This is a genomic window from Bacillus sp. FJAT-27986, assembly GCF_001685035.1.
Classification (GTDB): domain Bacteria; phylum Bacillota; class Bacilli; order Bacillales; family Pradoshiaceae; genus Pradoshia.
In genome coordinates, this window is sequence record NZ_MAYV01000001.1 from 796,295 (window position 1) to 816,323 (window position 20,029).

Consider the following 20,029-nt stretch of genomic DNA (forward strand, 5'->3'; position numbering starts at 1 on the left):
AAGTACCTGTTTTTTGTATTATTTAATAATCTATCATAATCCTTCAATTCGATCCAACCATTCATTTATTAGAACGTTAAAAATTTCGGGCTGTTCAATTTGTAAATTATGGCCTGCTTTATCCAAAATAGCGAAAGTTGCTCTAGGATACTTTTTAATTAATTCGAGTGCGTCCTGATAGCCAACAGACGAATCTTGTCTGCTCAGCAGGAAAACGCTTGGCTTAATAAAATTTGTTTGGTCAATCTCGAAGGAAAATCCATATTGGTCTATGTACGCCATCAAAAATTTTTCATCACCTAGTTTACTGCCGCTTACAATCTCTCGTTTATACCTCAACCATGTGTATTCATCAAGTATGACATTATTTTTGCTGAAATTCTCTACATCTTCCGTTGTTAATGTGGCTAAAAATTCTTCATCCGTCTTAAATATTTGATGTTTCTCCACTCTTCTGTTTTCTAAATAGGGGAAGATAACCGGACAGATAAAAGCAGCACCTAATAAACTATCATATTGATTTTGAATAACTCCTCTTGCTATATATCCCCCATAGGACTCACCTGCAATGATATATTCTTGGTCAGGCAGGATGGCTTGAATAAAATCTTGAACGGTATTCAGCATATCATCAGCATTTGTAATGTCATCATAGTTTTTCGTCAAACCCATGCCAGGAAGGTCAAAATAAATACGGCGATACCCATTTCTATCAGTAAATATGGGTTCCATACACCCTTTCATTAATCGATGATCGAGGGAATACCCGTGTAACATTAAAATGGGTTTACCTTCACCTATGTCTTCATAATATATTTCTGCCTGGCAGACTTTGCAATATGGCATCCTATTAACCTCATTTCTAAGCAGTAAATCCTACATTCAATATTCTCTATAATTCGTTCCATGGCCTTCTTGCCCAGTTTATAGAATTAGAAAAAAAGAGCTGGTCACATCATATGAAGCGGACTGCTCGGAGTATCACTCTCACCTATACATATCAATCAGTAAGACTAAAGCCCATAATATGATCCGTATAAAGTGCATAGGATTCTAATTCAATGAAGTTATCAGGTGCTGAAAATGGAATTATTTTTACATTTCTAAGCAATATCATTCCAGATAAATTGGTAGTATTGCCTTCATTAATAATGCTGTGTATATCATCTTCTGCTTCAAGGATTGATTGTTCCAATAAAGACATCTCACCCATAATAGGTTCTTTTGTATTGATTTTGTCGGCAATGATTAAACAATGAGAAGTCGTTATTTGGATTTTTTTATTTTCTTCTTTATGTAGCTCATCTAAGGTTGCTTGAGTTAATAATAAAGTTATTTTTTTCATATCATGTACCGTATTCAACTCATGACCTGTGACAGTGAAACGCATCATATTTCCCCCTTTATCACGAGCATACTCTTCCAAAAAGTCACTCTAAACAAGTAAATTCTCTATTAGGTTTAAGAAATCCTTCTTCAGCTAACTGTTTCTCCACCACATAAGAGGTTCAACAGAAAAAAGCGTTAATCCTTTTGAATCAACGCAACATTTGGTTCATTATACATATTCAAAGTCAAAGCACCAGTAATGTAAAATATCTCTTTTTATTTACCGTTTTTACCCCGTAAATTCAGTAAGGTAAATAAAACTATTTAGAACTCCATCCACCATCAATGATTAATTCTTCACCAGTAACAAATTTGGATTCATCAGAGGCTAAATATAAATAACCGTTAGCAATATCAATCGCTTCACCTGCGAATGGTGGTAATGGTATTGTACCTTCAAATGCTTTCCCCAATACTTCTCGGGATGTCACACCATGACGCTCGGCAGCACCTGTTAAAATGGCTCCTGGATAAATAGAATTTACTCGGATATTATCTTTAGCAAAGTTGATAGCTGCATGTTTTGATAGGGCACGGACACCACCTTTTGCTGCAGCATACGCAGCTGCACCATTGTCAGCGCTTCCAATAATCGCTGCTAAAGATACACAATTGACGATTGATCCACCGCTATTTTCCTGCATATAAGGAATAACGGATTGCATTCCTAGGAACACGGAGGTTAAATTTAAGTTAATAGTACGATTCCATCCATCTAATGTTTCTTCCAAAAGTGTTTTATGAAACGATACACCGGCATTATTAATTAAAATATCAATTTTACCAAATGCCTCTTTTGTTTGTTCCATTACAGTTTTCCAATCTTCATCAGAAGTGACATCTAAACGAGCACATAGTATATCGCCTTCTATTACAGCAGTTACTTCTTCTAACTTATCAAATGCGATATCTGTTGCTACAACCTTTGCGCCTTCACTTATGAATAATTGAACTGCAGCTAACCCCATACCTGACGCAGCACCCGTGATAATTGCTACTTTATTATCTAAACGTCCCATCAAAATCCCTCCATTCGATTAAATGTGATTTTTTATCACACTTAAAACTTAACAATCCATCCATTTAAGGTCAATCATTTTATCTTTAATTTCAAACAATTCATTGCTAAAATAGTAACAGATTGGACGTGAATGTATGGAAGACCTCTTACAATTAAGCTACTTAGGTAAAACGAACTTCATCGTTGCCATTAAGTCCTTAGCAATACTTGCAAACGAAAAAAAGCTTGTAACTAGCAGCACTTTAACTGAAAAACTAAATGTTGAATCGAGCTTTATTAGGAAGGTATTAGCTAAATTAATGCAGGAAAAAATGGTTGAAGGTTTTGAAGGGCGCTACGGTGGTTATAAGCTGGTTGTTAATCCCGAAAAGACAACTCTTTATGATGTGTATGTTGCCATTGTGAAAGACGCACATCCGACTAAAATGGATAAAGAAATCGATGAAATGGACAAAAATATTTTAGATATTCTACTAGAAGCACAACATAAAATAAAAGATGTCTTGAGCCAATATTCTATTAATGATCTTGCAAATAGTTCTTTAAAAAAGAATCTTTTTTGATTTTACCTTTATATTTTACAATAAAACACCTCTACACTATCAAATTGAGGCCGTTTAGTATTGCCATATCTTTTAATCAAAAAAGCATGCTTCTTGATACAGAAACATGCTTTTTACTATTATTCTACATCTAAAATTAAGGACTCAATATCTATATCATTTTCGATCATATTATTCTCTTTCATGAATTTCACTGTTTTTTCCATACTCTCGATATCTGATGGTTTGATTTCCATATTGAAGTCATACATTTCATACATTTCTTTTACACCATCTAGAGGTAGTTCGGTTTCCTTTGCTGTAATTTCCATGACTTCCTCATAATTTTCATCGATATATTGCAGTGTCTCTTCTTGTACTTGTAAAAATTTCTTTACTAAGCCAGGATTCTTCGAGTAGAAATCTTCACTAGTTGCAACTACAATTGTTCCATCGACCAGCCCTTCACCATTTGTAACCACCTGGTACCCATCTTGAATCATATTATATGCGGTAGGGCCAGCTAGTAACGCAAAGTCGACTTCCTCTGCTACTAACGCTGCTTGTGCAGAAGGTATATCCATTTGAACAAATTCAATATCCTTTTCTGTTAAGCCTTCAGTTGCTAAATAATTGATAAGCAGTTCATGTAAAATTGTTCCCTTTGGACCAGCAACTTTTTTCCCTGCTAGATCTTCAGGTGATTTAATATCTTTCAGGTTTGTAAATAACATGAAAGCCTCAGGAGAACGGCTATACATGCTCATAATTTTGATATCCGCTCCATTCGATGCAGATAAAATGACAGATGTGGCACCGACTGCATTCAGGAATTGGATATCACCTGAAGCCAAAGCCTGAGTTTGTTCAGGGCCGGTTGTTAAATTGGAATAGCCGAATTCAATCCCTTCTTCCGCAAAAGAATTGGCCAACAATCCTTTTTCCTTTTCTACAATAGAAGGAATATTTAAAGGAGATTGCACATAAGTTGTCTGCACCTTATCAACAGTATACGTGTTCTCCTCGTTATTTTTTGTACTGTTCTTATCAGAATCGGTATCTTTTCCACAAGCAACGATAACTGATATGCTCAGTAAAGCAAGTAAAGATAATAACCATTTTTTCATTTTATGTCCCACTCTCACGCTAGTTTTTCTATGATGTTTTTCTTTATTTCTATTAGAGAAGGCGATAATACATCTCTTGGATATTCATATTGCTCTAAGTTAAATTGAGCATGAATCCTTCCTTCATTAACTACAAAGATATTTTGTCCTATTGCTATGGCTTCTTCGATACTATGGGTAACAAAGATTATACTTTTCTTTTTTAGTTGGTTAATTCTTATTAATTCTTTCTGCATTGCCTCACGTGTGAAATAATCGAGTGCAGCAAATGGTTCATCCATTAAGATAAAGGATGGGTCATAGGCTAATGCTCTTGCTAATGCGACTCTTTGTTGCATGCCTCCGGATAATTGGTGTGGATAGGCTTTTTCAAACTTTTTTAATCCTATCAAATTCATTAACTCTTCTATTTCCACATCATTAATCTTTTGTTTTTCTAAACCGAATGTAATGTTCTTAGATACGGGTAACCATGGCATCAAACGGGGTTCTTGAAATACAAAGCTAATTTTTTCATTGCTATTAATGGACACTTCTCCTGCATCGCATTGCTCCAGATTGGCTAATATGCGCAGGAGTGTCGTCTTCCCACATCCGCTTTTTCCGAGAATGACACTGATGCTATTCTGAGGGAATTCGACATTAACATTTTTTAAAACATCATGCTTTTTTCCATCTACCATAAAACTTTTATAAAGTTGATTTATTTTAATCCCAGCTATTGTCTATACCTCCAATACGAGTGAATTTCTTGCTAAAGAACGAGAAAATTTTATCGCAGATGACTCCCAGGAGGCCGATCACCAGAATTCCCACAATCACTTTATCAGAGCGAGACATCGTCTGCGCATCCAATATGAAGTACCCCAAACCGCTTGCAGCGGCAATCATTTCAGCACCAATAATAGCTCTCCAGCTATATCCCAGGCCAACCTTCATTCCTAAAAGAATATCTGGGACAGCAGACGGAAGAATTATTTTCAGAAAACGTTGCCTTGGATTTAATCCTAAAACTTTTCCGACCTCCAAAAGCTTATAATCACAAGAACCAAAGCCCTTTTTTATATTTAAAAACATTGGAAAAAAGGAAGCTAAAATGATTATGATTGTTTTGGATTCTTCTCCGATACCAACCCATAAAATTAGCAAGGGAATCAGGCTAAGTGGAGGTACATTTCTGAAGAACTCCACAATATGATTGTAATAAGGAGAAAGGGCAGGCTTTAAACCAGCAATGATGCCTAGAAAAAAGGCGAATACAAAGGCAATCGAAAAGCCGACTAGTACTCTATATAAACTTGCAAAGATATGAATAAATAATTCTCCGTTTTGTACCATTGATACAAAGGTATTCCATACTTGCATTGGACTAGGCAGAATATAGGCACTCCAAACTTCGAAATAGCTGCATAAATACCATGCGATTAAAATACAAGCAATCGGTATCAATCTTTTTATAAGATTATTCATTTGTTATCCTAACTCCATCTCCATTATGGCAGCCACCTTGGCAATATAACATTTCTATTAATTGTTTTTCTTGCTTAGGAGTACTCTGGAAAAAGCAATCAATATCATCCTTCGATGCAAGGCTGACTACATTAGGGATATTATCAAAAAAGCCTGGTGGAATCGGACTGTTTTCAGTTGGTTTACTATTAAGCTTGATTTGGTGATCTCTGCAAAATTCAGTCCATGTTTGAAATATCGTATTTTTCAATGCCAAGCTAGTTCCTAGGTCTTTTAAATCTGTACAAGGAGTGATGATATATAGTTCTGCATCATCATCTTTATATCTATTAGCCAGTTCTTCAGCACAATGAATTAAGATTGGTTGGATAGTAGCGTACTCCTGGCCAATTTGATCATAATGAGTTTTTACATAGGAAATTGCTTTAGGACATCTATTATCACAAAGGAGCTGATTACATCCTTCGTATCGCTCTTTGTATTTATTTTTCACAGTCATCAAGTGATTTTCCTCACAAGTAACAACCTGAAAATCTAAGCATTCTAAGGTAGAATATAATTCTTCCTGTTCATACATTTTTAAAACAACAGGATTTAGCCAAATATATTTTTTCACTTCCTTCTCCTTTCTAATTAGAAGTGATAAAGATTAACAAAATTATTTCTGAATAATATTATCATAAATGATAATGGTTATCAATGAAGTTCATATTCATTTATATCATTGCCAAAGAAAGTAAAATCTGTTAAACCTTAAAATATCTACTGTCCTTACAGTTAGCTTTAATTTATCATCACCAAATTTAAAATAGATATATAAATTAAGGACATAACCTATTAGGATAATAGATTATGTCCTTTGTTATTTCTAGAAAGACTTCATTTGTTTAAATACTTTTATCCATAAAAACTTATTATTTCGCTAATAGAGAATCTGTCCCATTAGCCTCCATAATTACTACTCAGTAGCAGTCTTGGTCTTCAACTTTTAACTGCTTCAACCATTTTCTAACTCGTTATATTGTTGTGCTGAACTAGATGGGACAAATACGATTGGATATTTTCCGCGTAATTGTTTCTTCACTTCCTGGAACAGCCGCAATCCTTTTTCATTGTGCCATTCCTCTAGCTTTACTCCATTTTCCTTTAATAGGTCGGTTTCTAACTCAATCCAATTGCCATATTCCGATATCCATTCCAATAGTTCTTCCTGTAATTTATCTGATATAGGGAAATTATCTATCTCCAAATTTACTCCACAATCATTACACCAAATTGGGTCACTCATAAAATCAGCTTCAAATTTATATGAAGTATGGTTGCAATTTCTATTTTGTTTCCAAATCATTAGTTAATCCCCATTTCAACTTTATAAATGAAGCTTGCAAATATACAATACTATGATTATATCTGTTATATACATATTATTACAAAACATCCCCTTTTTGCTGCATAAAAAATAGAGCTGTTCACAGCTCTGGATAGTATTGTAATATCCCGTTTTTTAAATTTGTATGAATTAAATGATCTTCTGTTTCCTACTTAGTTTAAAAAATCCTTTTTATATTGAACAGCTAGAAATATTCCTGAAGCAATGAATGCAAGAGAATATTTAAATAAGAAGAAAATTTGCCACATATATTCTTTCGGGAAAATTACGTCACATAAAATTACTACGCTTAACATAATGAAGGTACTTTTTAAGTGTATTTGATTTGTTCTTTCGTCAGCCTTACCTATTTTTCTATAAAATACGTACAACAGAATTACTCCGACTATAAGCAATAAAATACCGATGCCAATAAGCATATTCCAATTACCAGTTGATGCTTCCGCCCAAGTTTTTAATGGATAAAAAGTTGTATTTGATATTTCCTCACTTTTCATTTTGATCGCACCCTTTCACATAAGTAAAAATATGGTTAATATCTACGTTAAAGAACTCAGCAATTCGAAAAGCTAAAACAAGGGAAGGAGAGTAATTATTCTTCTCCATCACATATATGGTTTGTTTGGATACTCCCACAGCGTCAGCCAGCTCTTTTTGGGACAATCTTTTTAAAACTCGATGCTCATATACTTTATTTTCAACGTAATCCTCCATTTTTTCTTTCAAGGTCAACACCTTCCTTTTTTTACCATAAATATATAATAAACTACACTTTTATAAAAGTAAAGTAAACTTATACAAGGGATAAATATTATTATGCAAATTAAAAAGGGTTAGAATCCTATCATCGATTCTCACCCTTTTTATATTTATAAAAAAACAGCCTAGAGATGTTCTTTCAACAATCAGGTTTATTACCCTTTAAACGAATAAGATGGACTTCCCTTTACATCCATTTTGATCCTGAAAAGTCCTCCTGATAATGGGTAATTCTTAAGTTGTTCTTCACTAAGTCCCGATTTTGCTGTAGTTATATATAATTCATTTAAATCTTTCCCTCCGAAAGTACAAGATGTAACATTTAGTGCTGGGACCTCTATGGAGCCTATCTGTTCACCTGTTTTAGGGTTCCACCTAGATACTTTTGAACCACCCCAATGGGCAATCCACAACATTCCTTCTTCATCTATAGTCATACCATCAGGCATTCCTTCTTCTTCTTTGAAACTGATAATTTCCACGGGATTTTCAATATCACCCGTAACAAGATTAAAATTAAAACAACTAACCTTTTTAGATAGAGTATCTATGTGATACATAAATTTATTATCAGGTGACCATGCCATGCCATTGGATAAGCCAATCTTACTCAGCTTCTTCTCTACTTTTCTATTTGTATCTAAGCAATAAAGGGAACCTTGTTCTCTAATATAAGATTTGTCCATTGTACCTGCCCAAAAGCGTCCATAAGCATCACATTTTCCATCATTAAACCGATTATTAATCAAGTGACTCTCCGGTTCATTTATCAGGGTTACTTTTTCCGTGGAGTAATTCAAAAAATAAAAACCATTTTCTAATGCCACTACTGCTTCGTCTATATTTCGAGGTACTATTGCCCCAATATATTGTTCTAACTGAATTCCGTGGTTTTCATTTGTATTTGGATTAAAGATGTATATCTTTTTTTCTAAAATATCAATCCAATATAACAATTGTCTTTGCCTATCCCAGCATGGACCTTCTCCCAGTGTCGCTTTTACATCTAGAACCAATTCTAAAACTCCTACCAAGCCAAACACCTCGTTTAGTATTATTTTCTCTATGTCCTTTATTCTATAACGATAAGAAGTAATCCTTCTTTCGCTAAACTGGCTCATTTTACTAACTAGAAATTGGCCCGGCAATAAAAATAGGCACGGATTTCATTCATTTAAAGATGAAATCTGTGCCTATTTTGGGTATCTCCTTCAGAGCTTGAAATTGAATGAATGAAATACTTCTCCAATAATTCCTTTCAGCTGGCGGACACCTATATCTGTGTTTGTCATGATGATTAATCCTGTTTCTTTATAATTCTTTAAAAGGTAAAAGTTGCTTGGACTTTCTGTAAGTAAATCAAAAGAAATGATAACCCCGCAAGGTTGTAAAGATTCTCCTTAATGTTCAGATCAGTAAGCACTCATACACCCCAGAGTTTTTTACAACTGTTTAGATAAAGTATCAAACTCAGTTGCTCTTTTCCTCTTTTCAATAATAATGGTTGCCCCAAGTAACGTAAGAGCAAAAATTACTAAAACGACCGGAAATAGATTCATTGTATAATTCTGAAACAGGATTCCTACTAACGGAGGTAAAATGGTTACCCCAACAGAGCCAAAAGCTACTTGAAGCCCAATAATTGCACTTGCACTCCTTTTCCCAAACCTTCTTGGAGTTTCATGTATCATGGTTGGAAAAATTGCCGCACATCCAAGACCAATTAATATGAATCCACCGTACAAAACGCTGCCTGTTCCAAAAGCAACCGTAATAATTCCTATGAGTAGTGCAATTTCGCTAAACAGTAACAATTTCTGATTAGATAGCCAAAACGTAATAAAACCAGAAATAAACCTTCCCATGGTTAAACTTGCAAAGAATACTGATATTATGAAACTAGCAGTAGCTACTGATAATGACTTCATTTCTATTAAATAACTACTTCCCCACAAAAATATTGTACCTTCTAAACCAACATAAAATACAAAAGATAATAGCGCAAAAACAACTCCCTTTTCTTTCAAAACCGAGCCATTGGACACGGGACTCTCTTCAGACTTTTCGGATCCCTTTTGTTGATTTGTCTTCCAGAGAGGAATAGATAGGAAGAGAATAATAGCTAATACAATTTGAATACCGCCAATAATAAAATAACCGTTTCTCCAGGAAAATTGATTATTTAAAACGACACCCATAATAACTGGGCCGAGAGTTGCTCCTACTCCCCAAAAAGCATGTAACCAATTCATATGATGTGCTTTGAAGTTAGCAGCCACGTAGTCATTTACAGAGGTGTCAATAGCGCCAGCTCCAAAACCTAAAGGTAATGCACAGACAATTAATAATAAGAAATTTTGTGTAAACGCAAACCCTATCAATCCAATCACAGTAAGCAATACACTACCTAGAACTAGTCTTCCCGTTCCGATTTTTTTATTAATTCGCATAGTCGACAAGCTAGAAATAACAGTACAAATTGCAATAGTCATTGAGATTAAGCCTGCCGCACTATGTGCTACATTAAATTCTCCCACCATCTCAGGCCAAGCTATCCCTAAAAGGGGATCGGGTAACCCTAAACTAATATAAGTGGCATAGATGATAAATATAAAAATTATCTTCCGCAAAAAGCAGTCCTCCATTATTCGCTTATGTATAAAGTTTTAGCACAGTGAGCGCCTGATTTAGTCTGGTATCAATATAGCGTGTCTCACCATTGTTCTCTATCTTTAATCAGAACCTGATAGTAGTTAACTACATATCGTTAAACTAATATATCTTCATTTATTAACCTATGCACTAAATTCATGTTGAATCAACAATACACATTGTTCATCTTTTTAATAATCACAGGAATTTCAGATAAATCATCCACAATAAAATCTGCATCGGCTTCAGACCAAAAAAGAAAATTAGCAATAGTACACAAAAACATCTTTTCCATTTAATAGTAGTTCTTTTTCTATTCGCATACCAATCTTTTGAGCAACTTTTTGAGAGGCAGTGTTGTCTTTTTGAATAAGGGCAATCATTTTTTCAAGCTTCAGCTTATTCTTCCCATATTCCATTACCCCTCTGGCTGCTTCAGTTGCAAATCCCCTACCCCAATATTCCTGTGAAATCCAGTAACCAATTTCAATCTCTTTTTTTCCATCTATCAATTGGGGTACCAATCCTGCATGACCTATTCTGTTGTTGCTTTCTTTTTCTAAAATGAGCTTCAATCCATAATTAGGATTAATGGCATATGTATCAATAATCCAATTCAAAAATTTTTGAATTCCTTCTTGATCTCTTATTTGTCCGTTTCCTATATATCGCACAATATTAGGATTCGTTAAAAGTGATTCAAGAAAATCTAAATCATGATTATTATATGGTCTCAGCAATAAACGGTCTGATAGTGTTTCCATCATAAACTCCTCTTCAATTGTAACTTATGGGAACATTGCGGTTCCTTTTCGTTCATTTCAAAAAAATTATCAATCTCTCTTAGATTCATACCAAGCAAGTTTAACAAATACTTTCATTTCTAAATTCACATTGAAATCGTTCCACACCCGGATATTTTTCTCCTAAACTTGTTATCATGAAGCCATATTTACGATAAAAATCCACCCCATCCTTATCCGTTTCAGCAGAGATAAGACAGAATTGATTGGACAGGAAATTTATCATTTTTCTGCCAATCCCTTTTTCTCTTTGTTCCGGAAATACAGCAATATGTGAAATGACACATTCTTTTGGACTAATCATTTCAAATCCTATGCACCCAACATATTTCCCATTGCATTCTAAACCAAATAATTTTCGATTTGGAGATTTTAAATATTTATTGTATTCCTCGTCAATCCTAAATTCTGATGTCGCATAGGAAAGAAGATTCCGTATTAATGGATGGATTTTTTCGGTATTAATTTCTTTCATATCATTATCCTTCAAATGTGTGATGATTAAATAATTCTTCAATTACACGCAACATCCTTCTTGTATTAACCTGGACCATTAGATATATAAATCACATAAAAATCCTTCCTGCAAACAAACAAAAAGACACTAACTCAACACACTCCTAAGTGTTGAATTAGTGTCTCTAGCCATCTATTTGAACCTATTTTAACCTCAAGCAACAAAATTGAATCATTCAGCCTTAAACTTCATATTATTACTATTTGTTTACATACTGTAGAAAGTATGAAGTAACATAATTTCCCAAATAATATATAATTAAATTATGGAGGTGAATATAATCAGAAAATATATTATTTTTATAGGTACCTTTTTAATCATTGGAATTATTAACTTTGCATTAACCTCATCGCTTGATGCTTCTTTCTTTGATTACAGTGTGTTTGTTGGCTTCTTTTCTACAATAATTATTTATTTTTTTACTTCAACTGGCGGCTACACAAGTCGCAGTCTTGATGTTCAAATTCAAGGCAGTACTGGCCTACGACCAGAAGGAACTCAAAGTAAGTTTAATCCTTCCTATGTTTTCTTTGGCTCTCTTGCATACTTTTTAACCTCACTTATTGTAACGATTTTCATTTATTTATAATTCTATTGTATATTTGTATCTCTTTACCTAATACAATCTATTCTTAGCGTTTATGAGATTCATATACACCGTTGTCTTGAGGAGAATATAAATATGAGTTTTCTTGACACTATGGATCCTTTTTTATTGCAGCTAGTTATTGTCCCAACCATTGTGATTGGATTAGGCGTATTAGTCTCAGCCATAACCAATAAAATTTTTATTGGCCCGCTAGTGACTTTAATAGCCAACCTGATCTTTGAAGTTTGGCATTCTAAATACTATTATCAATATCCTGATATTTCATTTTCAGAATGGAACATCATATTTCCTAGTATTTCCTTGTTCCTATCAGCAATTATTGTAGCTTATATTAGAACCAAAAATTAAAGATCCTATCAAATCCATTATTAATAAGAGAAATCTTTTGTCCAAATAAAAAGCATTAATCCATATGGACAAATGCTCTCTAAGAAAATCAAATTTTCCCACTATTACCTTCAGTCAATTGTTAATTAAATTTCTCTTTATTAAAGCTGCGATTTGTTTATCATTTTGATCCGGATTGTTTTCCAAATGTTTAATAATTAACTCTTGTCTCTCCACAGGATGATTTTGACTCAGCTTTGCCTGTGCTTCTATTTTGGTAATAATAATCTTAAAGGCGACAAGCTCTCTTATCATACCTTCGATTATACTGGAATCTAAGTCTAGATAATGGTATGAGCTATCTGCCTTTTCATACTTATTAACCAGGCTATTTAAGGTGTGATGGATGACATTCTTTTCACTCACAATCTCCATTCTGCCATATACATGAATAGAAACATAATCCCAAGTAGGTACTGATTTAATAGTTTCATAATAAATAGGAGAAATATAACAATGAGGGCCATGGAAAACAGCAAGGACCTGCTGTTTTCCTGCTTCTTCCCACTGTTTGTTTGCACGCGCCATATGGCCATATAAGGCAAATTGATCTTTATCTAATATTAGGGGTAAATGCGTAGCATATGGTTCGCCGTTATGCTGTGAAAAAAGAGTAGCGAAGCTGTATTTTTCAATAAAATCATAAATGGTTTCTTTGTCATCGATAGTAAAGCACTCAGGTATGAACATCGTGATATTCCTCCTTAAGTTCGTCTATGAAAAGAACAAAGAAGAGTTAAAAAGATATGATTCAAGATATGTAAAAATATTAAAATTCAAAAGCTGAATCTTTTGCCGTCAATATCATATCCGTACTTATAGTGTTGAAATACGAATCAATCAATTGCTTCAATTCATTCATGGCTAGATTAGCACGTTCAGCTTGTTCTTTGTTAATGGATTCAATGAATAGGACAGCATCCGTTGTGTCATCAGTTAGCATCGTTCTTTGAGCTTCTCTCCAGTTTAAGCATCTGCAAATAGCTCCGTCCTGATCATAATAGATGATTTCCTCCGGTAAAGCAGGGGAATCTTGATCAGCACCAAGTGGCAAGAATGGTTCTCCTCCTTTTGCTTTCCCAAGACGTAAGTCCCCAGTGATACAATTTAAATCTTCTCCGCCACAGGGAACAGCATATTTTAGAGAAACACTATTATAGATGTCCACCAAAGGATTAATTGGTGTAAACTCTCTACCTTGATTGGCTCTCTTTAGCAATGCTTCAATCGATGAACGAGTACCCTTTTTCGTTTTAAATTTACCAAATGCTTTACGCCATTCATCAACAACTTGATTTTGGCTAAATGTATCTTCTGTCAGAAACTGAGTAGCCTCCTTAGCCGCTCTGTTAAGTAGTTCAGAGAAATCATCATGGTTTTCTTCCGAACCTCGATTATTAATATTTCTAACAATTAACATATTAATTTGAGCATCCGGGAAAACATCCCAAAATTCAGTATCGACAATAAATTTCACCATCACACAACACTCCACTTCATCGTTTTTAATCATGAAAGGATCTATAAATAGTTATATCAATGATTTACTCATGATAAAGTCGACTTGTTCTTCATCACCCATATAGAAGGAGTGAGCTCCTATTTGAACAAATCCTCTTTTTTTATAAAAATTAAGAGCAATCTCATTCTTTTCCCAAACGCCCAGCCACATAAGCTTCTTCTTTTGTCCAATGGCTATTTCCTCTGCCTTATCCATCAGATAGTTGCCCAATCCGCTTCTTTTAAATTTTGACTTTATATAAATCCGCTCAATTTCTAGTGCCTCATCAGCTATTCTTTCAGTTTGAGCATCATTGAAATTGACCTTTAAATAGCCTGCGAGTTCTTCACAGAAATAGATGAAATAAAATTCAGAGGAAGCATTGGATAATTCCGTCTCTAACTGTTCGCGATTAAATGCCCTTTCTAAATAGGCCTTTAAATTTTCAGGCGAATTCTGATCCTTAAATGTATCAGTGAATGTCTGAATACTAATTTCTTGGAGGATCTGTATATCTTCATGATTGCACTTTTGTATATTTACATTCATTTTATGGATGTCTCCTTTATGTAATCAATACGTTCTCTTATTTCCTTTTTTCACAAATTCCCAATCTACTTCAATATTTTTTCTAACTCTTTGAAGGAGATCAAAAATAATATCTATCTCTGTTTCAGATAATCCAGCTAATGCTACTTTATTAGAATAATCATTCTCTCGTTTTATAAATGGGTAAACCTTTGCCCCTTTTTCCGTTGGAAAGAGCTTTTTTATTTTTTTGTTTTGATGATCAGCTTTCTTTTCAATAAAACCATTCAGTTCAAGTTTTTTTATAGCTCGTGCAGCCGTGGTTCGATCCACTTTTATCATCTCAGCTAACTTCTCTTGAATGATACCAGGATTCTCACAAATGCGGACCAGGTACAAATATTGCCCTTTAGTAAGGTCATATTCCTTAAATTCTATATTACTAATCGAATCTAAAGCCCTGGCAATCATGCCTATTTCCCGTAGAATTTCCTTCATAAATACATCTCCATTACTTTAAGCACTTAAATTATGCTATTACTTTTATTATAGTATATTTTGTTGTATATGCAACAAAACGCATGATAAAAAGACTGCAATTGATGTACGCCCTAAAAGTTAGAGTCAAAAGTCAACTTTTGGGTTCACCTTCAATTTAGCAGCCTTTTCATTACATCTTATTTTGTTAGATAGTCTGTTACCACATCACAGAATTCATCTGCAGCTTCATAATGAGGTGTATGCCCGCTATATTTCACCGTATATATTTCACCTTGTTTAACCTCGGTTATATACGTTTGAACTTGAATCGGGCAGGTCACAGCATCATGCTCTCCTAAAATTAAGAGACAGGGGATATTGATTTTTTTCAACAAAGGAAAAACTGACTCAAATATCTTTCCTTCATCTCTTAAGCGGTCGAAATGGATTGCTGATTTATTATAGAAGTTATCCCACTGACCATCTGAATATACGCCTGTATCAGTTGGATTATTAAAATTATGAGTATAGATTTCCATCCTATTTTCTTCTAGAAATTCACCAATCTCCATATATCCCTCTACCAGTTCTCGTGGTGAAAGAGTGGCGTCATTATAAAGTTTTATACACTTTAATTCATTCTCGACCATCTTATATTTTTCAAATAAACTAGCCGTTTTTTTAAGAAGCGCTTTAGCTGTTAGTCCAAAATCAAATGTTGGTCCTTCAAAAATCACTTTTTCTATGGAGTTAGGATACCGTGATGCATAAAGTACTGCCAGGTAACCTCCAAAAGAATGACCTATTATAGACCACTTCTTTATTCCAAGGAATTGCCGAATTCCCTCACAATCGTCAACCAAATCATCAAGACTAAATGCTTCTCCATTACTTATGCCTTCAGACCTGCATACCCCTCTTTGATCAAATGCTATTAGTTTAAATTTATCTCCTAAACGAGTCTTTTGGTGATAGGTAAAATAGAAGCAGCCTTCTCCGGGGCCTCCGTGTAAATATAAAATCGCTTTATCACATTTTTTATGGCTAATTTCCACATATATCTTTTTCCCTTTAATATCAATTAATTGTCCATTCTCCATTTAGTTATCCTCCTTATATTTAATGATTGGATTGTCCACTTCCTATATAGGAGGAGCTCTTGCGGAGAAGCATAGAATACAGTGTTAATGAAACGGCATATTACAGTACCTCACAATTTACCTCCAATCAAGTTTTTAAAAATCCTTTTATTTAAAGAGAAATAGCTAAGCTATTCTATTGAGACGAAACTATCCTAATTCAATTAGAATTTTTAAGAACCTCATTTAATTGTAAAGGTGAGATAGTTCCTTGATGAAAATATAATTGCCATCTGCCACCAATCAATTTCCATATTGAACTTCGATAGGTGTTACGATTTCGAGTTTTATCAACAATGAAATAAGTAGATAAAACAACATCTGGCGCTAACGGATAAATAGTATAGTTATAGAGTGACATCTCAGTTAAAACCACTCCATCTTCCAGGCAGGCTTTTTTATCAAACATAAACCCTGAACTGCCAATCTCAAAGAAATCGTCTGCCAGTATTTTATCCAGCTTGTCACGACTTTTACGAACTTCAAATCCAATATGGCTTTCCTCTAATTCCTTTAATTGTTCCTTTAATTTCACATCCATTTAATCAGTCCCTTTACTAACGCTTATTATTTTAATCCGCTTATTTTATAGCCCTTTATCTACTAATTGTGTTTTTACTATCTAATATTTATTTTCAAATTAGGTGTAGCATTCTCATTTCTGGTGAGGTATCTTAACATTTTGCGCTTGAAATTGAATATTTTTCTGTATTTCTTCAAATGTTAGACAATGGAGGTGAGAGTAAATGAAGAATAATCAAGATCAATCTAAATTCCGGGTACGAAATCAGGAAACGACATCAAAAAACGGTGATACTCCTTTAAAGCATATACCTACTGTAAATGACCGCCATGGTTCAAATATCAAGTCACAAGACGAACAATCAGATTATATTTTCTAAATGAAAGGAGCAATTGGATGACTAACTCTAGCAAGGATTCTATTCAAATAAAAATGGAGCAAATTTTATCTCATACCTGCGGCTCCTTTGAAAATTGTACAGAAACCAATATCCAGACTTTTTTAACCCAATGCTATGAAGAAAATATTGATCCCCAATATTGCTTAAGCTGGATCGCAGAGCATAATGCAAAAATCCCTAATTGGGCTAATGTATCAAAAATCTCGCAGGAATGGATTAATGGACATACCTCTACTGGCTCTACGTTTTTTAATAATGAGGGAGATGTACTTCGGTAAAAGCAAAGCTGTCCATAGGGCAGCTTTTTATTACTTACCTTCACTTCTATTTGATGGTAAAAGTTTTTTCAAAATCGCTAAATTTTCTTCAAGAAATGCAGCGTTTTTTTCCATTCCACGCTTCTTACACCACCCAATGCTATTGAAGGCATCTGTAAATCGATAAAAGGGCAATACAATATCTAAATCAATTAAAGGTCGGATACTTTTATAGCCCTCTTTATATGCCTGGTAGAGGGTATGATCGCAGCTTAAAATATCACGATAAATTTTAGTGAAATCGATTTCTGTTGAACCAAATCGTACGGATTCAAAATCGATGATTCCTGAGACTTGATTGTCGTCCACTATAATATTGGCGGGGCGAAAATCCATATGTACTAAGCTTGGTCCGTCTGGGGCAGGGAGTTGCCGTTTCATGATTTCAAACTTTTCTATAGCCTGTTCATATAAATGTTCATCCAATACATCTCTTACATCCACAGCAAAACTATAGAATTTTGATTCAAGAAAGTCGGACCAATTCGGGAATTCATTTTGTATGGCAATCAACTCGTTCGTTATCGGCAGCTGAATAGAATGCATTGAAGCATGTATAACTCCAACATGATATACTGCTTTGGGTGAAGCCACAGGTGTTAAAGGTTGTCCTTTTAATTCGGAAAGCAAAAAAGCACTAGGGCACTCCTCATCTCCAAACCAACAATCTAGCATATCAGGAATCGCAATTCTTCCTTTTAAAATCTCATAAGCTTCCAATTCCCGCTGAAACTTTAACTTTGTATAAGGAATTTTAATAAAAACCGTCGCTCCCCTAAGCAACTCACATTTATAGACGTTTGAACTAAAGGAATCTTCAACTTCATTCATTGATATTACCTGCAATCCAAAATGTTCAATGATACGTTTTATAATAAAAATCTCCTCCTCATCGAACTTACTCTATCTGAAAGCTCAAAGACAACGCTCTTTACGATACTCGTTTCTCAATATAAAACAACAAAATTTAACATATATATTCCATCTTTAAAAACTCGAAAGTGCTGCCATTTGTATCTTGCATAAAAATCTCAACATCTTTAAATCCAACTTTTCTATATACATTAATTGCTCTTTGATTAAATGTAGCAACTGATAAGGTGATTTTTTGAGGGTTCGCTTCAAATTTAATAAACTCCATACCTTCCTTTAAAAATTCTAATCCCATCCCTTTTCCAGTTAAATCAGGCCTCATCCCTAAACCGATATCAACCGTGTTATCGTCAATTCTGTGAATACTCAAGAAAGCTATTAATTCTTCATCTTTTGATACAGCGAACATAGAGTTACCTCGTTTATCAACATCTAAAAATTCCTCTAAATCATCTTTATCCGCTTCCAAATCATAAAAAGAATATTCACTATCATAATGCCAGGTGAAAGCAATTGTTTCTGCTTGTTCTTGTGCCATACTATATATTTCAAATGACATTCTATCTTTCACTCCTCATTATTTTTATTCACCTTAGCTGTAAAAAAGAAAGCAAGATAACTTGCCCTCTTGAAAGAATTTACACCTGTTTTTCCTTTTGAAAAGTAACTATTACAACACCAGCAATAATTAAAATGGCACCTACAAAGAAATTAATGCCCAACTTTTCATTTAGTATGAGCCACCCTAAGAAAGAACCAACCAGTGGCTGAAAAAAGAAAAATAATGAGCCGATTCCTGCATCCATCATTTCTAATCCTTTGTTCCAAAGGAAAAACGCTCCCGCAGTTGAAACTACCCCCAGATAGATAACCCCCATGATAACTAAAGCACTATCATAGTCAGCAGCATTTGATTGAAGTTCCCATATCATTACAGGTGTTGTAAACACAAGCGCAAACATGACCGCATAGGTAGTGATTGTTAATGACGTAAAACGCGCAGAGGCAATTTTTACATAGACGGATAATAAAGCCCAGGTAATGGCAGCTCCCACTAATATCATGCTACCTAAAAAATAATCTCCAGCCTTTGTATCCCATCCAATAACAATGGTGACTCCGATTGATGCGAGTATGACCGAGATAACTTTTCTGCCCGTTAGCTTTTCCTTCAGAATAAGCGTTGCAAAAACAACCATAAAAGCTGGTGTAGCTGATGTTATTAAAGATCCCGTATGGGCATCGGATAATTTAGTACCAATGAATTGAAAAGCAATTGATACAAAGTAACCTATAAACCCAATCCACCCCAGCAGCAGCCAATCTTTCATCTGTATCGTTTCACGAGTTTTACTTTTGACTTGAATGGTCTTTAAAATAGCGTACAAAACAACAAATGCAACTACATACCTTAGCCATACTAGCGTCAATGGCGGAATAAAATCCAAAACATATTTGCTCACTACGTACATACCGCCCCACAAACTGGCGGCCAAGGATAAACAAACAGCTCCGAGTAAACTTTGTTTCATTTTGAAAATACCTCCGTCTACAAAAATAGGATTATTAAAAATCATCTTCAGCTAAGACGAGGTATGACT

The 20,029-nt window shown here is 34.4% G+C and carries 28 protein-coding genes; 5 read left to right on the forward strand and 23 right to left on the reverse strand.

All coding sequences use genetic code 11. The features are described 5' to 3' along the window. Nucleotides 1-33: 33 nt before the first annotated feature. The 3 genes from A8L44_RS03795 to A8L44_RS03805 form a co-directional block, all read right to left on the reverse strand. Complete coding sequence (locus tag A8L44_RS03795) at nucleotides 34-846, reverse strand: alpha/beta fold hydrolase (RefSeq protein ID WP_066101718.1); 813 nt, start codon at nucleotides 844-846, stop codon at nucleotides 34-36. Nucleotides 847-1,000: 154 nt separating this feature from the next. Continuing rightward, on the reverse strand, nucleotides 1,001-1,390 hold the full coding sequence (locus A8L44_RS03800; RefSeq protein WP_066101721.1) for a hypothetical protein: 390 nt from the start codon (nucleotides 1,388-1,390) through the stop codon (nucleotides 1,001-1,003). A 259-nt stretch (nucleotides 1,391-1,649) separates the two neighbouring features. Next, nucleotides 1,650-2,408 (reverse strand): SDR family NAD(P)-dependent oxidoreductase, encoded by a 759-nt coding sequence (locus A8L44_RS03805; RefSeq protein WP_066101722.1) that lies wholly within the window; start codon nucleotides 2,406-2,408, stop codon nucleotides 1,650-1,652. A gap of 136 nt (nucleotides 2,409-2,544) precedes the next feature. Between A8L44_RS03805 and A8L44_RS03810 the strand changes: the two genes are divergently transcribed. Beyond that, a complete protein-coding gene (locus A8L44_RS03810) occupies nucleotides 2,545-2,973 on the forward strand; it encodes an RrF2 family transcriptional regulator (protein WP_066101725.1) in 429 nt (142 codons plus the stop codon). Between the two features lie 119 nt (nucleotides 2,974-3,092). Here the strand turns inward: A8L44_RS03810 and A8L44_RS03815 are convergent, their stop codons facing one another. The 11 genes from A8L44_RS03815 to A8L44_RS03865 all read right to left on the reverse strand — a co-directional run bounded on the left by A8L44_RS03815 (nucleotide 3,093) and on the right by A8L44_RS03865 (nucleotide 11,670). Then, nucleotides 3,093-4,079 (reverse strand): ABC transporter substrate-binding protein, encoded by a 987-nt coding sequence (locus A8L44_RS03815; RefSeq protein WP_066101726.1) that lies wholly within the window; start codon nucleotides 4,077-4,079, stop codon nucleotides 3,093-3,095. Between the two features lie 14 nt (nucleotides 4,080-4,093). Next, on the reverse strand, nucleotides 4,094-4,762 hold the full coding sequence (locus A8L44_RS03820) for an ABC transporter ATP-binding protein (RefSeq protein ID WP_175354225.1): 669 nt from the start codon (nucleotides 4,760-4,762) through the stop codon (nucleotides 4,094-4,096). A gap of 25 nt (nucleotides 4,763-4,787) precedes the next feature. Then, nucleotides 4,788-5,549 carry an ABC transporter permease gene (locus A8L44_RS03825; RefSeq protein WP_066101732.1) on the reverse strand — a complete coding sequence of 254 codons (762 nt, stop codon included), beginning with the start codon at nucleotides 5,547-5,549 and terminating at the stop codon, nucleotides 4,788-4,790. Beyond that, the gene (locus A8L44_RS03830; protein ID WP_066101735.1) at nucleotides 5,542-6,165 is read right to left on the reverse strand and encodes a hypothetical protein; all 624 of its coding nucleotides are present in this window, start codon (nucleotides 6,163-6,165) and stop codon (nucleotides 5,542-5,544) included. The genes A8L44_RS03825 and A8L44_RS03830 overlap by 8 nt, the downstream gene beginning before the upstream one ends. A gap of 381 nt (nucleotides 6,166-6,546) precedes the next feature. Next, nucleotides 6,547-6,897 (reverse strand): hypothetical protein, encoded by a 351-nt coding sequence (locus A8L44_RS03835; RefSeq protein WP_066101738.1) that lies wholly within the window; start codon nucleotides 6,895-6,897, stop codon nucleotides 6,547-6,549. A 194-nt stretch (nucleotides 6,898-7,091) separates the two neighbouring features. Then, the gene (locus tag A8L44_RS03840; protein ID WP_066101743.1) at nucleotides 7,092-7,436 is read right to left on the reverse strand and encodes a DUF2178 domain-containing protein; all 345 of its coding nucleotides are present in this window, start codon (nucleotides 7,434-7,436) and stop codon (nucleotides 7,092-7,094) included. Next, nucleotides 7,426-7,665, reverse strand: coding sequence for a helix-turn-helix transcriptional regulator (locus A8L44_RS03845; RefSeq protein ID WP_077247964.1), 240 nt, complete (start codon nucleotides 7,663-7,665; stop codon nucleotides 7,426-7,428). Before A8L44_RS03845 ends, A8L44_RS03840 begins: the two co-directional genes overlap by 11 nt. Nucleotides 7,666-7,853: 188 nt before the next feature. Then, nucleotides 7,854-8,732: an SMP-30/gluconolactonase/LRE family protein gene (locus tag A8L44_RS03850; protein ID WP_066101746.1), complete on the reverse strand. Its 879-nt coding sequence runs from the start codon at nucleotides 8,730-8,732 to the stop codon at nucleotides 7,854-7,856. Nucleotides 8,733-9,140: 408 nt separating this feature from the next. Then, entirely contained in the window at nucleotides 9,141-10,328 is a 1,188-nt protein-coding gene (locus tag A8L44_RS03855) for an MFS transporter (protein ID WP_225983657.1), read from the reverse strand. A gap of 285 nt (nucleotides 10,329-10,613) precedes the next feature. After that, complete coding sequence (locus tag A8L44_RS03860) at nucleotides 10,614-11,114, reverse strand: GNAT family N-acetyltransferase (protein WP_175354226.1); 501 nt, start codon at nucleotides 11,112-11,114, stop codon at nucleotides 10,614-10,616. A 100-nt stretch (nucleotides 11,115-11,214) separates the two neighbouring features. After that, entirely contained in the window at nucleotides 11,215-11,670 is a 456-nt protein-coding gene (locus tag A8L44_RS03865; RefSeq protein WP_318839203.1) for a GNAT family N-acetyltransferase, read from the reverse strand. Between the two features lie 271 nt (nucleotides 11,671-11,941). On the opposite strand from A8L44_RS03865, the gene A8L44_RS03870 reads away from it, so the two are divergent. Both A8L44_RS03870 and A8L44_RS03875 read left to right on the forward strand, forming a co-directional pair. Then, a complete protein-coding gene (locus tag A8L44_RS03870) occupies nucleotides 11,942-12,259 on the forward strand; it encodes a hypothetical protein (RefSeq protein WP_139063794.1) in 318 nt (105 codons plus the stop codon). Between the two features lie 93 nt (nucleotides 12,260-12,352). Further along, entirely contained in the window at nucleotides 12,353-12,628 is a 276-nt protein-coding gene (locus tag A8L44_RS03875) for a hypothetical protein (RefSeq protein ID WP_066101756.1), read from the forward strand. Nucleotides 12,629-12,742: 114 nt separating this feature from the next. Here the strand turns inward: A8L44_RS03875 and A8L44_RS03880 are convergent, their stop codons facing one another. The 6 genes from A8L44_RS03880 to A8L44_RS03905 all read right to left on the reverse strand — a co-directional run bounded on the left by A8L44_RS03880 (nucleotide 12,743) and on the right by A8L44_RS03905 (nucleotide 16,856). After that, nucleotides 12,743-13,357 carry an FMN-binding negative transcriptional regulator gene (locus tag A8L44_RS03880; RefSeq protein WP_066101757.1) on the reverse strand — a complete coding sequence of 205 codons (615 nt, stop codon included), beginning with the start codon at nucleotides 13,355-13,357 and terminating at the stop codon, nucleotides 12,743-12,745. A 79-nt stretch (nucleotides 13,358-13,436) separates the two neighbouring features. Then, the gene (locus tag A8L44_RS03885; RefSeq protein WP_066101760.1) at nucleotides 13,437-14,147 is read right to left on the reverse strand and encodes a B3/B4 domain-containing protein; all 711 of its coding nucleotides are present in this window, start codon (nucleotides 14,145-14,147) and stop codon (nucleotides 13,437-13,439) included. Nucleotides 14,148-14,198: 51 nt separating this feature from the next. After that, the gene (locus tag A8L44_RS03890) at nucleotides 14,199-14,717 is read right to left on the reverse strand and encodes a GNAT family N-acetyltransferase (protein WP_066101763.1); all 519 of its coding nucleotides are present in this window, start codon (nucleotides 14,715-14,717) and stop codon (nucleotides 14,199-14,201) included. A gap of 24 nt (nucleotides 14,718-14,741) precedes the next feature. Beyond that, complete coding sequence (locus A8L44_RS03895; protein WP_066101766.1) at nucleotides 14,742-15,194, reverse strand: MarR family winged helix-turn-helix transcriptional regulator; 453 nt, start codon at nucleotides 15,192-15,194, stop codon at nucleotides 14,742-14,744. A gap of 179 nt (nucleotides 15,195-15,373) precedes the next feature. Then, nucleotides 15,374-16,276, reverse strand: a complete 903-nt coding sequence (locus tag A8L44_RS03900; protein ID WP_066101774.1) for an alpha/beta fold hydrolase — start codon at nucleotides 16,274-16,276, stop codon at nucleotides 15,374-15,376. Between the two features lie 199 nt (nucleotides 16,277-16,475). Further along, nucleotides 16,476-16,856 carry a nuclear transport factor 2 family protein gene (locus A8L44_RS03905; RefSeq protein ID WP_066101778.1) on the reverse strand — a complete coding sequence of 127 codons (381 nt, stop codon included), beginning with the start codon at nucleotides 16,854-16,856 and terminating at the stop codon, nucleotides 16,476-16,478. A 205-nt stretch (nucleotides 16,857-17,061) separates the two neighbouring features. Between A8L44_RS03905 and A8L44_RS18845 the strand changes: the two genes are divergently transcribed. After that, nucleotides 17,062-17,217, forward strand: coding sequence for a hypothetical protein (locus A8L44_RS18845; protein WP_175354227.1), 156 nt, complete (start codon nucleotides 17,062-17,064; stop codon nucleotides 17,215-17,217). A 17-nt stretch (nucleotides 17,218-17,234) separates the two neighbouring features. Beyond that, nucleotides 17,235-17,516, forward strand: coding sequence for a hypothetical protein (locus A8L44_RS03910; protein WP_066101781.1), 282 nt, complete (start codon nucleotides 17,235-17,237; stop codon nucleotides 17,514-17,516). 30 nt (nucleotides 17,517-17,546) lie between these two features. Here the strand turns inward: A8L44_RS03910 and A8L44_RS03915 are convergent, their stop codons facing one another. From A8L44_RS03915 to A8L44_RS03925, 3 genes are all read right to left on the reverse strand, one after another. Next, nucleotides 17,547-18,386 (reverse strand): phosphotransferase family protein, encoded by an 840-nt coding sequence (locus A8L44_RS03915; protein WP_175354228.1) that lies wholly within the window; start codon nucleotides 18,384-18,386, stop codon nucleotides 17,547-17,549. Between the two features lie 136 nt (nucleotides 18,387-18,522). After that, nucleotides 18,523-18,987 (reverse strand): GNAT family N-acetyltransferase, encoded by a 465-nt coding sequence (locus A8L44_RS03920; protein ID WP_066101788.1) that lies wholly within the window; start codon nucleotides 18,985-18,987, stop codon nucleotides 18,523-18,525. A gap of 79 nt (nucleotides 18,988-19,066) precedes the next feature. After that, entirely contained in the window at nucleotides 19,067-19,960 is an 894-nt protein-coding gene (locus tag A8L44_RS03925) for a DMT family transporter (protein ID WP_066101791.1), read from the reverse strand. Nucleotides 19,961-20,029: the final 69 nt, after the last annotated feature.